The following is a 12,512-nucleotide window of genomic DNA, read 5'->3' on the forward strand; positions in this document are numbered from 1 at the left end:
GCTACGACGCCGACGACGCCCGGGCCGGGCCCCCGCACCAGTGGGCGAGGGCGGCGCGCAGTCCCTCGGTGTCGGACGCGGCGCCCGACCACGCCGTGTACGCGTCCGGGCGTACCAGGGTGATCCGGTCGGCGGCCGGCGCCGCGCCGGTGAGGGTGACCCGCTCGGACCACGCCCCGATGTCGAGGTGCGGCGTGCCGAGCAGGAGGAACCGGCCGTCCCGCAGCGCCTGGTAGACGCGGCGCCCGTCGGGCAGCGGGCTGTCGGGCACCCGGTCCGCGCCGTCGCCGTAGCTGATGCCGACCCCGGACACCATGAGCGCGCCCTTGCGGCGGACCGCCGGCACGCTGAGCGCGAGCCGGGTCACGGCCATGCGCAGTGCCCGTTGCGGCGCCGAGCGGGCGATGCCGGAGCGGACCAGGGCGCCCGAGGCCCGCAGCGCCGCCTTGCCGATCGGGTGCCGCTCCGCCTCGTACGTGTCCAGCAGCCCGTCGTGGCCCCGCACCGCGGAGGCGAGCTTCCAGCCGAGATTCGCCGCGTCCTGGATGCCGGTGTTCATGCCCTGCCCGCCGGCCGGCGAGTGGCAGTGCGCGGCGTCGCCGGCCAGGAAGACCCGGCCGACCCGGTAGCGCGGCGCCTGGCGCTCGTCGGAGTGGAAGCGGGACATCCAGCGCGGGTCGTGCATGCCGTAGTCGGTGCCGCACGCCCGGCGGACCGTGTCGCGCACCTCGTCGAACTCGACCGGCTCGGAGGTGGGCCGCTCGTTGCTGTTCCAGCTGAAGATCCGGTACCAGCCGTCGCCGAACGGCGCGATGAACGCCATGGCGCCGACGCTGGAGTTGACCGTGAGCGTCTCCGCGGGTTCCTGGGCGAGCCGCACGTCGGCCAGCATGATCGAGCGCAGCACGGCCTTGCCGGGGAAGGGCAGGCCGAGCGAGCCGCGGACCGCGCTGCGCACGCCGTCGCAGCCGACCAGGTAGCGGGCCCGCAGCGTACGGCCGTCCTCCAGGGTCGCCGTGACACCGTCGGCATCCTGCGCCACCGACGCCACGGCGGCGCCGGGGGTCACCTCGACGCCGCGGCCGGCCAGCACCCGCTCGGTCTCGTACTGCGGGGTGACCAGGACGAAGGGGAACCGGCTCGGTACGCCGGTCAGCAGCACCTCGGCCACCCCGAACAGCCGGATGCCGGGCACCTGCCGCCCGGTCGCGACCAGTTCGTCGGCGACGCCGCGCGCGTCGAGCTGCTCCAGCGTCCGGGCGTGCACGGCGAACGCGCGGGTGGTGTTGGGCTCGGCCGAGCGCCGCTCCAGCACCAGGTGGGGGACGCCGGCGCGGGCCAGGTCGCCGGCCAGGGTGAGCCCGGTGGGCCCCGCGCCGACGATCAGCACATCGGTATCCATCGCTCGATCCTCCAATGCCAACAAATGTTTGCCAATACTCGTTGACCCGGGGCAGCGCGTCAACACCTGTGGGCCTACACTCGTGGGCATGACCGTGGAACACGACGTGCCGCCCCGCCGCTCCGATCGCACCCGGGCGGCGATCCTGGCCGCGGCGCGCGAACGGTTCGCCGCCGACGGATACGCCAAGGCCACGATCCGGGCGATCGCCGCCCAGGCCGGCATCGACCCGTCGATGGTGATGCGCTACTACGGCTCCAAGGAGAAGCTGCTGGCCGCCGCGGCCGAGTTCGGCCTGGAGATGCCGGACGTGTCGCAGCTGTCGACCAGCGCCCGCAGCGCCGCGCTCGTCCAGCACCTCATCGACCTCTGCGAGCGCGACGACACGATGATCGCCCTGCTGCGCCTGGCCGCCACCCAGCAGGCGGCGGCCGAGCGCGCCCGCACGATCGTCGCGCAGCAGATCGAGCCCGTGGTCGCCACGATCGAGCCCGACCCGGAGCTGGCCACCCGGCGGACCGGCCTGCTCGCGACCCAGATGATGGGGCTGGCCCTGACCCGCTACGTCCTGCAACTGCCGGCCGTGGTGGCCATGACCGCGGAGGAACTCGTGGCCTGGATCTCCCCGGTCGTCGAGCACTACCTCACGGGCCGGCCGGAGTAGGCCCGGCGGCTCACAGCCGGTACAGGCGGGTGGCGTTGTCCCGCAGCACCATGGTCGCCAGCCGCTCGACGTCGCCGGCGCCGATCACCCGGTCGTCCCGCATCGCCGTCAGCGCCATGGCGAGCGCCTCCCGCGCCGTACGGTCCAGCAGCCAGGCCTTCTCCTCCCAGCCCTGCAGGAAGTTGGACCGGGGCTCGGCGCCGGAGAGGTAGGCGAGCGCGAGGTCGCTGTACGCGTCGGTGCCGTACAGGATCTTCTCCGGGAACCACTCCAGCGCGTCCCGGATGATGCCGGCGAGGTTGCGCCCGTACAGGTGCACGGTCGCGCAGGAGATGTTGAGGTGGACGTTGTCGTGGGACAGCGAGGCGACGGCCTGCTTGTCGAACGGCCAGCCGGCGTGCAGCATCAGGAAGCTGGTGCCGGGAGCGGCCACCACGGCGGGTTCCATCAGCAGCGGATCGCTGCCCTGGTTGCGGAAGTGCCGCCGGGGCCCCTGCCCGGTGTGCATCTGCACCGGCAGGGACAGCTCGGCCGCCTTGCGGGCGATCACCGCGAACAGGTGGTCCTCGAGGTGCCGGTGCTCCTCGCCGGTGATGCCCCCGGTCATCGCCCGGCGGTACAGCTCGGCCGCGTCCTCCCCGGTGACCTCGGCGAAGTCGATGGGGCGGTAGTAGGGCGTGTGGATCTTGAGCGCCACCGCCCCGGTGGCCCCGCGGTCCTCGAGCTCGGGTTCCAGCACCCCGTGCACGTACTCCGCCAGCGTCGCGGGCGGGCCGTCCAGCCCCGCCCGCTTGCAGGCCGCGTCGATCTGCGGCTGGTACTGACGGGTGAAGGCGTCCTGGCCGACGGCCGGGACCGGCCACATGAGCCAGTCGGCGAAGGCGATCCACCGGAAGCGGGGCGCGGGCAGGGACGGCTGCGGGCAGTGGTCGACCGCCAGCATCGTCGCGATGTTGATCCGGTCGAGGACCCAGGCGCCGTAACCGGTTCCCCGCTCCGCCTGCACCCGCTGCTTGGCGGCGAAGAGCTCGACGAGGTGGGCGTCCTCCAGGTCGTCGTGCTCGTAGCCCCACAGCGCACGCCAGGCGTCGGCGTACTCGGGATTGGTCTGCCGCATCCGCACCGGCCGCGGGTGGTCGTACGGGGAGATCGGGTTTCCGGGGTCCGGCGGCACCTCCCACTCCGGGGGGACCGGGTGTGCGTGGTCGTCGATGGCGGCGATCCCGCGGACGAGCCGGTGGACGCCGGGATCGATGCCGGGCCGGCTAGGCATGGGCTTTCCTCATTCCGGTGGTGGATTCGGTGGCGGGTGGCGTGGCGCTGTCCCGGACGGCGCGCACGAGGACGATCACGGCCAGGGCCCCGGCCGCCGCCAGGGCTCCCGACAGCAGGAACACGCGGTCGAGGCCGGCCAGGGCGGCGTCGTGCAGCGCGGCCGGCACCGCGGCCGGGCCCGGAGCGGCCCGGCCCGCGGACAGGGCATCGGCGACGGCGGCCGGGTCCGGTACGCCCGCGGACGCCAGCGAGGCCGTCGCCCCGGCGTTGAAGGCCGTCGCGAGCACGGCGATGCCGATCGCGAAGCCGAGTTGCCGGGCCGTGCTCACCGTGCCGGAGGCGATGCCGCCGCGGTCGGGCGGCACGCTGCCCATCGCCGCCGCGGTGAGGCTCGGCACGGCCAGCCCGGTGCCGGTGCCGGTCAGGGCGAGGCCCGCCGTGAGGCGGGCCAGCTCGCGTCGCCGTGCAGCAGGGCGGCGCCGGCGAACGATCCCGCGGCGACCAGGGTGAGACCGGCGGCGATGACCCGTCCCGGGTGGAGGCGGTGCAGCGACCTGCCGGCCTGCCAGGAGACCAGGAACGCCGCCCCCGCCAGCGGAAGGGTGGACAGGCCGACGCCGATGGGCGAGACGCCCTCGACGCCCTGCAGCCAGATCGACGTGTAGGTGAGCGGGGCGAACGCGACGAAGTTGACGATCAGCGCCGCGAGATCCCCTGGACCAGCACCCCGCCGACGATCGGTCCCACCGCGGCCGCCGCGCTCGCGACCGCCGCCCAGAGCCCGAACGCCTTGCCGCGGTCGGTTCCCTGGTAGGCGGAGTTGAGCAGCGCGGTCGTGGTCGCGAACAGCGCCGCCGCGCCCACCCCCTGCAGGATGCGGAAGACGACCAGGGTGGCGTCGTCCGGAGCGGCGCCGCAGAGCGCCGACGCCGCGGCGAAGAGCGCGAGGCCGCCGGCGTACGTCCGCCGGTGCCCGAGCCGGTCGGCCACCGCGCCCGCACTGAGCAGCAACGCGGCGAGCGCCACCACGTAGCCGTCGACGATCCACTGCAGCGACACGGGGGAGGCGTCCAGGTCCGTCGCGATGCCCGGCAGGGCCACCTGGACGACGGTGGTGTCGACCAGCAGCATGAACGTGCCCAGGCTGACGGAGATCAGCGGCATCCACTTCCTCATAGGAAGTGCAGCCCGCCGTCGACGTTGAGCGTCTGGCCGGTCAGGAAACCGGCCCCGTCGGACGCCAGGAAGAGGATCGCCCCGACCAGGTCCGCGGGCGTCTGGTCGCGATGGAACGAGCGCTGATCGGAGGCGACGACGGTGTCGCCCGCGGCCAGGAACCGGTCGACGATCTCGGAACCGATGCCGCCCGCGGCGCCGGTGACGACAACTGTGCGATGTGCAGACATGTCAGCCACCTTATCAGTCAACTGACAACATGCAAGTCGGCTAGCGTGGTACCCGGACTCCGGGGGACGCGACAGGCGAGGCAGGGCACGATGGCGGAGAACTTCGAGGACCGGCTGACGTACCTGATGCGCCGGGTGAGCACGGCGCTCGCGCAGGACGTCGACCGGGCGCTCCGGGACTTCTCGATCACCCACGCGCAGTACGGCGCGCTCGCTCAGCTCGGCCTCGTCGACCCCGAGGCGCTCTCGGCGGCGACCATGGCGGAACGCAACGGGATCACCGCCCAGTCGATGTCGGCCGCGATCGCCGGGCTGCTCGACCGGGGCCTCGTGCGCCGCGAGCCGCACCCGACCCACGGGCGGATCCTGCAGGTCCGGATCACGTCGGAGGGCGCCGCCCTGCTCGCCCGCGCCCACGCCGCCACGGGAAGGGCCGAGGAGCGCGCCCTGGCCTTCCTCGACGACGAGCAGTACCGCGTCCTCCGCGACACCCTCCGGAACACCATGCACAGCATGGGCCTCTACCTGTACACCCCGGCCGACGACCCGGCGTGACCCGGCGGCCCCGGGTGCCGCAGGTCCGGCGGGCCGATGCTCCGGTCCGGGGTGACCGGTCTTGTCCTCGATCCGACGGGGTCCGCGCATTGTGGACGATCATCGGCCGGACCTAGTCTGCGGGGGACGACGGTTCACGGGGGTTTATCGGGCGTCACCGCACCAGCGTGCTCTCCGGCATCCTCGCTGACCCTCTCGTCGGACGGAACAGTCGCAATGGGGGGCAGGCCATGAGAATGCAGGCCGTGCAGACCACGTGCGACTACGTGCCGGGTCAGTACTGGCCGGACCAGTACTGGCAGCTTCTGCCGGTCGGTTCCGCGTACCTGATCCACAGCCCGTTGTTGAATCTCTGCCTGACCGCCCGGGGCTCCGGCGAGTCGGCGGCGGTCGCGACGACGTGCGGGGGATGGAACGACCAGTTGTGGCGGTGGCGGTTCAACAGCGACAGCACCGAGCAGTTCGAGAACGTCAATTCCGGGCTGTGCCTGACCGCCCGGGGCTCCGGCGAGTCCGCGGCCGTCGCCACGTCCTGCGACTGGAAGCAGGGCAGGCGCTGGGCCGACCAGCACTGGATCACCTTCTGATCCTCCGCGTCGCCCCGTTCCGGCGGGGCGGCGCCTCCGCGCGCGTCCTGAGCGGGACGACCGCGGGACCCGCGTCGGCCCGGGAGCGGGAGGGTGCCCGGGTCAGAGCCGCGCGGGCTGCCGGACGGCCGCCGCGGGCAGCGTGAAGACGAAGCAGGTGCCGCGCCCGCCGGGATTGGGCTCGGCGCCGATCGTGCCGCCGTGCCGCTCCACGATGCGGCGGCAGATGCCCAGCCCCAGCCCGGTGCCGGCGTACCCGGCGGTGCGGTGGGCGCGGTGGAAGCTGTCGAACACCCGCCCGTGCTGGCCCGCGGGGATGCCGATGCCGTTGTCCCGTACGCGTATCTCCACCAGCCCGGCCTCGGTCAGGCCCGCGCCGATCTCCAGTTCCGGGGTGACGCCGGGCGCGGTGTACTTGACCGCGTTGCTGATGATGTTGTCGAGCAGCTGCCGGACCAGGATCGGATCGGCGTGCACCGGGGGCAGGTCGTCGACGTGGAACCGGGGCACCGGCGCGCCGCCGCTCTCCGCCTGGTCGACGCGGGCGGCGGTCAGCTCGGCGACCAGCGGGCCCAGCGGCAGGTCCACGGCGGCGAGTTCGGCGTCGCGGGCCGTCGTGTACGCCAGCAGATCGTTGATCAGGTTCCGCATCCGCCCGCCGGCGCGCTGGACCCGGCGCAGCCCGTCCCGGGCGTCCTCGGTGGCCGGGTGCTCCGGTGCCTCGCCGAGCGCGGTGAGCGCGGCGTCCGACCAGCCCTCGACCGTGGCGAGCGGGTTGAGCAGGTCGTGTGCCACCACGCCGGCGAAGGTGGCCAGCTCGTCGCGGTGCCGGCGGTCCGCGGTCACGTCGCTGAAGATGCTGACCGTGCAGGGGCGGCCGTCGATGGGCCGGGGGATCGTCGTGGCGGTCACGTGCAGCACCCGGCCGTCGGGCACGTGCGGGTTCCGCACGACCATGTCCATGCTGTACGGCGCCCCGTCGCGCAGGACCTGCCGGAACGGCATCTCCTCGTCGGCCAGCGGGGTGCCGTCCGGGTGGAACAGGCCGTAGAAGGAGGTGCCGGCGACCCGCCGGTCGGCGCTGACCGCCCCGCCCATGAGGTGCGCGGCGGCCGAGTTGCGCAGGATGACCCCGCCGCGGTCGTCCATCACCACGAGACCCTCGGCCATGCTGTCGACGATCGTGCTCAGCACCGTCGCCTGCTCCCCGGCGAGCCGCTCCGAGCTGCGGAGGTCGCCGAGCAGCCGGTCCCGTTCGTCGCGGCTGAGCGCCAGCGCGAGGCCGACGACGGCGACCATCCCGACGAACGCCTGGGCGATGAGGGCGCGTACCGCGCTGTCGCCGATGTGCGCGAACGGGCCGTCGCCGTGCAGCGTGAACAGCACGGCGGCGGCGCCGAAGGCCAGATCGTGCAGGACCACGAAGCCGGTGTGCAGTCGCAGGCCGGCCCACACCGTCATGGTCAGCAGCGGGAAGGCGAGCGGCAGCCCGTGGTCGATGCCGAAGGCGACCGTGTACGTGACCACGGACATCGCCACCACGGCGGCGTACTCCAGCAGGCGCCGGCCGGTGAGCGCGGAGGTCCGGTCGCGCAGCAGGGCACGCGGGTCGCGCCGGCTGTCGGCGTGCAGGCGGTGCAGCGCGTACCCGAGCCGCAGCCCCACCGCGCCGATCAGCAGGATGCTCACGGTGTTGCGGGTCATCCACACCGCGGTGGCGGTCCACGAGTAGAAGCCGTTCACGAGCCAGCCGGCGGTGGGCCCGATCAGCGCGCCGGCCGCGGTGGCCAGGAACGCCGAGGCGATCAGGTGCCACAGCTCGGCCACCCGGGACAGGGGCTGGTCGCCTCCGCCGCCCCACAGGTGCGGCAGCCAGCGGCGGAACAGGTACGCGAACAGGCTCGCCTGGGCCAGGTTCGCCACCACGAACATCGCCGCCAGCACCGCCGAGGCGCCGGTGGCCACGTTGACGGTCAGCGTCACCGCGGCCAGCGCCAGGGCGTCCAGCGCGCGGTAGCGCGAGCGGCGCTGGGCGAGGAACCACACGGCGCTGACGCCCGCGGCCGGCCACACCAGGCTCAGGTTGTTGCCGTCCATCAGGGTCTGGCGCCCGAGCCAGGTGGCGACCATGTAGAGCAGGGCGAAGGCCGCGGTGCGCCGCAGGGAGGTGCCCAGGGTCATCGCGCCGTCCCGGGACGCCGGGGCGTGCCGCTGTCCCGGGTGAGCACGTCGTGCAGGGCGTCATGCAATGCCGCGGGGGTGAAGGGCTTCGGGACGTACCCGGCGTGGTGGCGGGCGGCCCGGGCGAGCACGTCGGCGTTCCAGAGCACGGTCAGGAACAGCGCCGGCAGCCCGGGCAGCGTGGCGCGCAACCGCTCCAGCAGCTCGAACCCGTTCACGCCGGGCATGTCGATGTCGAGCACCGCGGCGTCGGGCGGCCCGTGCAGGGCGACCTCGGCGAGCGCGGTGGGACCGTCGTGCGCGCAGATGACCTCGTGTCCCGCGCGTACCAGGTGGCGCGCTATCAGGGCGCAGATGTCCGGTTCGTCGTCGACCACCAGCAACCGTGCCATCGGCTCCACCTCCCTCCCCGGAATCCCTATCGGCAGCGGGCGGCCGGGCGCTTAGCGCGCCCGGGTTTCGGCCGGGAAGGGAGCGGGGTACGCCGGCACGGCGGTTGCGGCGGCCGGGCCCCGGCGCGGGTGCGAAGATGATCGGATGTCATCCCCACCGGCCGGGCCCGCCGTGCAGGCGCTGATGCTGGCGAGCCGGGCGTTCGTCGGGCTCACCGTCCGGTCGCTGGCGGCCGTGGAGGGCGACATCACGCTGCCCCAGTTCCGTACCCTCGTGGTGCTGGCCGTCCGGGGTCCCCAGCGCAGCATCGACATCGCCGAGGAGCTACAGGTCAACCCGTCCACCGGCACCCGCATGCTGGACCGGTTGCTGCGCAAGGGCCTGGTGCGCCGGGTGCGTTCCACGCAGGACCGCCGGGTGGTGCGCGTGCGCCTCACCCCGGGCCGGCCGGCAGATCGTGGAGCAGGTCATCACGCGCCGCCGCGCCGACCTCGAACGGATCGTCGCCGCCACCGCCGAGCTGTGGCAGCCCGCGGTCACCGACGCGCTCGCCGCCTTCGCCGCGGCCGCCGGTGAGGTCGGCGAGCAGGACTGGTGGCTCGGCTGGGCCGCGCACCGCGACGACGTGGACGAGGAGGCCGGCGTCAGCTGAGCAGGATCGCGCCCAGCACGGCCAGGCAGCCGGCGATCTCGATCAGGCCCACCCGCACCGGGGCGAGCCGGCGTCGCGGCAGCAGCCAGGCGCGGGCCAGCAGCAGGGCGAAGACGACACCCAGCGGCACGCTCAGCCAGGCCGCGACGGCGGCGGCGACGAGGTGGTACGCCACCGAGGCCCTCCGGTACGCGGCACTGCCCCGTTCCCGGATCATCGTCTTGACGTAGAGCACGGTGCCCGCGAAGTAGAGCAGGACGGCGGTGAACGCCACGCCCACCGTGGCCGGCGGCTCCCCGGCCACGGTGGCGGCGACCAGCACCATCAGGCAGCTCTGTGCCACCGAGGCCAGGTCGTTGGCCAGGGCGCGCTCGCGGCGGCGCCAGGCGTACGCCACGTTCACCGCGAGCAGCAGCGCGTAGGCGGGGGCGTAGGCGAGCACCCCGGGACGGGCCGCCACGACCACCGCGCCGAGAACCGCCGCGACCGGCGCGTACGCGAGCAGCGGCGCCCGGAACCGCCGCAGCCGCCGCGTCTTGACCGCCTGGAGGGCGTAGTAGGACGCCAGGTAGCCGGCGAGCCACGCCCCCAGCAGCGGCGCGTGCGGCCAGCGGAACCCGGCGACCAGCACCCCGGTGAGCCAGGGGAGCAGCAGCATCGCCCAGGCGCCGTGCTGGGGCGGGACGAACCGCCGCACGGCGCGCCGCCGGGCGGAGGGGCGCGGTGGCCGGGCGGCGGCGGTGGCGGTCACCGGACGGCCTCGGCCGGCAGGCGCACGACGCAGGCGTCCGGGGCGCCGAAGGGTTCCAGCACCGTGCCGTCGGAGGGGGCGCCGCGCTGGTCGAGGATGCCGCGGATGACGCCGGCGTGCAGCCCGCACATCGCGTCCGGGTCGCGCCCGACCAGGTCCAGGAACGGGCAGGTGCGCAGGTGGATCTCGGTGGGGCGGCCGTCCGCCGGCGGTTGCGGCCGGGGGGTGAAGCCCAGCCCGTCCAGCACCGTGACGACCGTGTCGGCGGGCGTGCCGCCGGGCGTCGCCGCCGCGAGCTGCCGTCCCCAGTCCCGTCCGGCGCGCCCGGCCTCGTGCCGCACGTCGCCGCCCGCCCGGGTCAGATGCTCCAGCAGCGCCGCGGCCAGCGCCCGGTACGGCGCCGGCGCGGGATCCGTGGTCGTCGACCGGTAGCGCCACGCGGGCCGGCCGGGGCGCCCGCCGCTGGCCCGCGCCTTGACCAGCAGGCCGGACTCGACGAGGCGGTCCATGTGCGCGCGGGTGGTGGACAGGTGCTGCCCGGTGCGGGTGGCGACGTCGGCGGCGGTCAGCCCGCCGGCCTCGGCGCGCACCAGCCGCAGGATCGTCGCCCGGCTGGCGGAGCCGAGCGCCCGGTGCCGATGGGTGTCGATGGCCTCGCCGCTCGGCCCGGTCCTCGGGGTTTCCATGGTTACCTACGTTATAACGCTTCCCGGCGTCAAAAAAAGCCGGTGCCCGCCCGAAACCCGAATAAACCGCGTTCGATCCGGATATTCTGCCCATCAGGAGCCACCGCTGGAGGGGAAGCGTCCCGTCCGTACAGGACCTAAGTCCCTGTCACGCCGGTTTTCGTGACGGCACGCTGGGCGACGGGAATCGGGCCGGCCGACCACCGGCGACGAGACAGTGGAGACGACATGAGCACAGCTCCGGACCGGACCGGCGGCAAGGCGTACCTGATGCTGGCCCTGGCGACGATCGGCTTCGCCGTCAACTTCTGGGCCTGGGCGCTGCTGAGCCCGCTGGCCGTCAAGTTCACCACGGCCCTGCAGCTCACCTCGTTCCAGCAGGCGCTGCTCGTCGCGGTGCCGGTGGTGGTCGGCTCCGTCGGGCGGATCCCGGTCGGCGCGCTCACCGACCGGTTCGGCGGGCGGTTCATGTTCCCGCTGATCTCGCTGATCACCATCGTCCCGGTGCTCTATCTGGGCCTCGCCGGGCACGGCTCGCTGGCCGCGCTGCTCATCGGCGGCTTCTTCCTCGGCATCGGCGGCACCGCCTTCGCGGTGGGCGTGCCGTTCGTCAACGCCTGGTTCCCGCCGGAGCGCCGGGGCCTGGCCGTCGGCGTCTTCGGCGCCGGCATGGGCGGCACCGCGATCAGCGCGCTGACCACCGTCAAGCTCGTCAACGCCAACGGTACGGCCGCCCCCTTCGTGCTCACCGCCGTGGTGCTCGCCGTATACGCCGCCGTCGCCGCCCTGGTGCTGCGCGACGCCCCGGGCCGCCAGGTGCCCTCGGCGCCGCTGTCCACCCGGCTCGCCGCCACCCTGCGGCTGCGCATCACCTGGCAGGCGTCGGCCCTCTACGCCGTCGCGTTCGGCGGTTACGTGGCGTTCTCGGTGTACCTGCCGGCGTACCTGAAGACGGCGTACGGGCTCACCCAGGCCGACGCCGCCAACCGGATGGCCGGTTTCGTCCTGCTCGCGGTCGTGATGCGGCCGGTGGGCGGCTGGCTGTCCGACCGCTTCTCCCCGGCCCGCGTCCTGGCCGTGTCGCTGCTGGTGGTCGTCGCCGGCGCGCTGCTCCAGTCCCTGACGCCCGGCCTCATGCCGCTGGGCACGATCGCCTTCCTGTCCATGGCGGCGGCGCTCGGCGCCGGCAGCGGCGCGACGTTCGCCCTGGTCGCGCTCGGCGCACCGGCGAACCAGGTCGGCTCGGTCACCGGGGTGGTCGGCGCGGCCGGCGGGCTGGGCGGCTTCGTCCCGCCCCTGGTCATGGGCGCCATCTACGGCGCGCTGGACTCGTACGCGCTGGGCCTGATCCTGCTCGCGGTCGTCGCCGCCGCCGCCCTCGCGCTGGACCTGCTCTCCGTCGCCCGCACCACCGCCCGCACCGGCACGGCCGCCCATGTGTGAGTACTGCGGCTGCCAGGACGTCACCGCCATCGCCGACCTCACCCGCGAGCACGACGCCGTGGTGGCCCTGATCGCCGAGGTGCGCACGGCCTTTGCCGCCGGCGACGCCCCGGCGCTGGCCGGCCTCGCCCGGCGGATCGCCACGGTCCTCGAGCCGCACACGGCGGTGGAGGAGGAGGGCCTGTTCCCCCTGCTCACCGACGACTTCCCGGATCACGTGGCGGTGCTGCGCGACGAGCACCGCAGGGTCGAGGCCGTGCTGGCCGCGGCGCAGGACGGGACCCCCGCCGACCCCGGCTGGCCCGCCGCGCTGATGGACGCGATGGAACTGCTGCGCGAGCACATCCTCAAGGAGCAGGACGGCGTCTTCCCGGCCGCCCTGACCACCCTGGGCGGGGCGGACTGGGACGTCGTGGACGCGGTCCGGGCCCGGGTCGGCGTCCGCGTCCCGATGTGAGGCCGACGCGAAAGATTGCACGGTGCAAACGCTTGGATTTCGCATCGTCATGGCTAATGT

15 protein-coding genes and 1 pseudogene are annotated in these 12,512 nt (G+C 74.1%); 7 read left to right on the plus strand and 9 right to left on the minus strand.

Going from position 1 to position 12,512, the window contains the following annotated elements:
• Nucleotide 1: 1 nt before the first annotated feature.
• Nucleotides 2-1,402, minus strand: a complete 1,401-nt coding sequence (locus CLV70_RS05940) for an FAD-dependent monooxygenase (protein ID WP_106125337.1) — start codon at nucleotides 1,400-1,402, stop codon at nucleotides 2-4.
• 88 nt (nucleotides 1,403-1,490) lie between these two features.
• Here CLV70_RS05940 and CLV70_RS05945 point away from each other — a divergent pair, with 88 nt between their 5' ends.
• On the plus strand, nucleotides 1,491-2,066 hold the full coding sequence (locus CLV70_RS05945; protein WP_106125338.1) for a TetR/AcrR family transcriptional regulator: 576 nt from the start codon (nucleotides 1,491-1,493) through the stop codon (nucleotides 2,064-2,066).
• A gap of 10 nt (nucleotides 2,067-2,076) precedes the next feature.
• Here the strand turns inward: CLV70_RS05945 and CLV70_RS05950 are convergent, their stop codons facing one another.
• From CLV70_RS05950 to CLV70_RS38970, 4 genes are all read right to left on the minus strand, one after another.
• Entirely contained in the window at nucleotides 2,077-3,339 is a 1,263-nt protein-coding gene (locus CLV70_RS05950; protein ID WP_106125339.1) for an amidohydrolase family protein, read from the minus strand.
• Nucleotides 3,332-3,739 carry a hypothetical protein gene (locus CLV70_RS40840; protein WP_245908046.1) on the minus strand — a complete coding sequence of 136 codons (408 nt, stop codon included), beginning with the start codon at nucleotides 3,737-3,739 and terminating at the stop codon, nucleotides 3,332-3,334. The genes CLV70_RS05950 and CLV70_RS40840 overlap by 8 nt, the downstream gene beginning before the upstream one ends.
• 298 nt (nucleotides 3,740-4,037) lie before the next feature.
• Nucleotides 4,038-4,505, minus strand: a complete 468-nt coding sequence (locus CLV70_RS40845; protein WP_245908047.1) for an MFS transporter — start codon at nucleotides 4,503-4,505, stop codon at nucleotides 4,038-4,040.
• Between the two features lie 8 nt (nucleotides 4,506-4,513).
• Nucleotides 4,514-4,747, minus strand: coding sequence for an SDR family oxidoreductase (locus tag CLV70_RS38970; RefSeq protein WP_146163970.1), 234 nt, complete (start codon nucleotides 4,745-4,747; stop codon nucleotides 4,514-4,516).
• Between the two features lie 90 nt (nucleotides 4,748-4,837).
• Here CLV70_RS38970 and CLV70_RS05965 point away from each other — a divergent pair, with 90 nt between their 5' ends.
• Both CLV70_RS05965 and CLV70_RS05970 read left to right on the plus strand, forming a co-directional pair.
• Entirely contained in the window at nucleotides 4,838-5,302 is a 465-nt protein-coding gene (locus CLV70_RS05965) for a MarR family winged helix-turn-helix transcriptional regulator (protein WP_158277717.1), read from the plus strand.
• A gap of 230 nt (nucleotides 5,303-5,532) precedes the next feature.
• On the plus strand, nucleotides 5,533-5,889 hold the full coding sequence (locus CLV70_RS05970) for an RICIN domain-containing protein (RefSeq protein ID WP_106125341.1): 357 nt from the start codon (nucleotides 5,533-5,535) through the stop codon (nucleotides 5,887-5,889).
• 102 nt (nucleotides 5,890-5,991) lie between these two features.
• Here the strand turns inward: CLV70_RS05970 and CLV70_RS05975 are convergent, their stop codons facing one another.
• Together CLV70_RS05975 and CLV70_RS05980 are read right to left on the minus strand one after the other, a co-directional pair.
• Nucleotides 5,992-8,070, minus strand: coding sequence for an ATP-binding protein (locus CLV70_RS05975; RefSeq protein ID WP_106125342.1), 2,079 nt, complete (start codon nucleotides 8,068-8,070; stop codon nucleotides 5,992-5,994).
• Nucleotides 8,067-8,462, minus strand: a complete 396-nt coding sequence (locus CLV70_RS05980) for a response regulator (RefSeq protein ID WP_146163972.1) — start codon at nucleotides 8,460-8,462, stop codon at nucleotides 8,067-8,069. The genes CLV70_RS05975 and CLV70_RS05980 overlap by 4 nt, the downstream gene beginning before the upstream one ends.
• Nucleotides 8,463-8,646: 184 nt before the next feature.
• Here CLV70_RS05980 and CLV70_RS40850 point away from each other — a divergent pair.
• Together CLV70_RS40850 and CLV70_RS40855 are read left to right on the plus strand one after the other, a co-directional pair.
• Nucleotides 8,647-8,844, plus strand: a pseudogene (locus CLV70_RS40850) (MarR family transcriptional regulator); the annotation flags it as partial.
• A 76-nt stretch (nucleotides 8,845-8,920) separates the two neighbouring features.
• Nucleotides 8,921-9,115, plus strand: coding sequence for a hypothetical protein (locus tag CLV70_RS40855; protein WP_245908091.1), 195 nt, complete (start codon nucleotides 8,921-8,923; stop codon nucleotides 9,113-9,115).
• On the opposite strand, the gene CLV70_RS05990 is transcribed toward CLV70_RS40855, so the two are convergent.
• Nucleotides 9,108-9,866, minus strand: a complete 759-nt coding sequence (locus CLV70_RS05990; RefSeq protein WP_245908048.1) for a YwiC-like family protein — start codon at nucleotides 9,864-9,866, stop codon at nucleotides 9,108-9,110. The two genes, CLV70_RS40855 and CLV70_RS05990, sit on opposite strands and share 8 nt — an antisense overlap.
• Nucleotides 9,863-10,552, minus strand: a complete 690-nt coding sequence (locus CLV70_RS05995) for a helix-turn-helix transcriptional regulator (RefSeq protein WP_106125344.1) — start codon at nucleotides 10,550-10,552, stop codon at nucleotides 9,863-9,865. The genes CLV70_RS05990 and CLV70_RS05995 overlap by 4 nt, the downstream gene beginning before the upstream one ends.
• Before the next feature lie 228 nt (nucleotides 10,553-10,780).
• On the opposite strand from CLV70_RS05995, the gene CLV70_RS06000 reads away from it, so the two are divergent.
• Nucleotides 10,781-11,995 carry an MFS transporter gene (locus CLV70_RS06000; RefSeq protein WP_106125345.1) on the plus strand — a complete coding sequence of 405 codons (1,215 nt, stop codon included), beginning with the start codon at nucleotides 10,781-10,783 and terminating at the stop codon, nucleotides 11,993-11,995.
• Nucleotides 11,988-12,452 (plus strand): hemerythrin domain-containing protein, encoded by a 465-nt coding sequence (locus CLV70_RS06005; RefSeq protein WP_106125346.1) that lies wholly within the window; start codon nucleotides 11,988-11,990, stop codon nucleotides 12,450-12,452. Before CLV70_RS06000 ends, CLV70_RS06005 begins: the two co-directional genes overlap by 8 nt.
• The last annotated feature ends 60 nt before the right edge of the window (nucleotides 12,453-12,512 follow it).

Source organism: Pseudosporangium ferrugineum, from assembly GCF_003002065.1.
GTDB classification, from domain to species: Bacteria; Actinomycetota; Actinomycetes; order Mycobacteriales; family Micromonosporaceae; genus Actinoplanes; species Actinoplanes ferrugineus_A.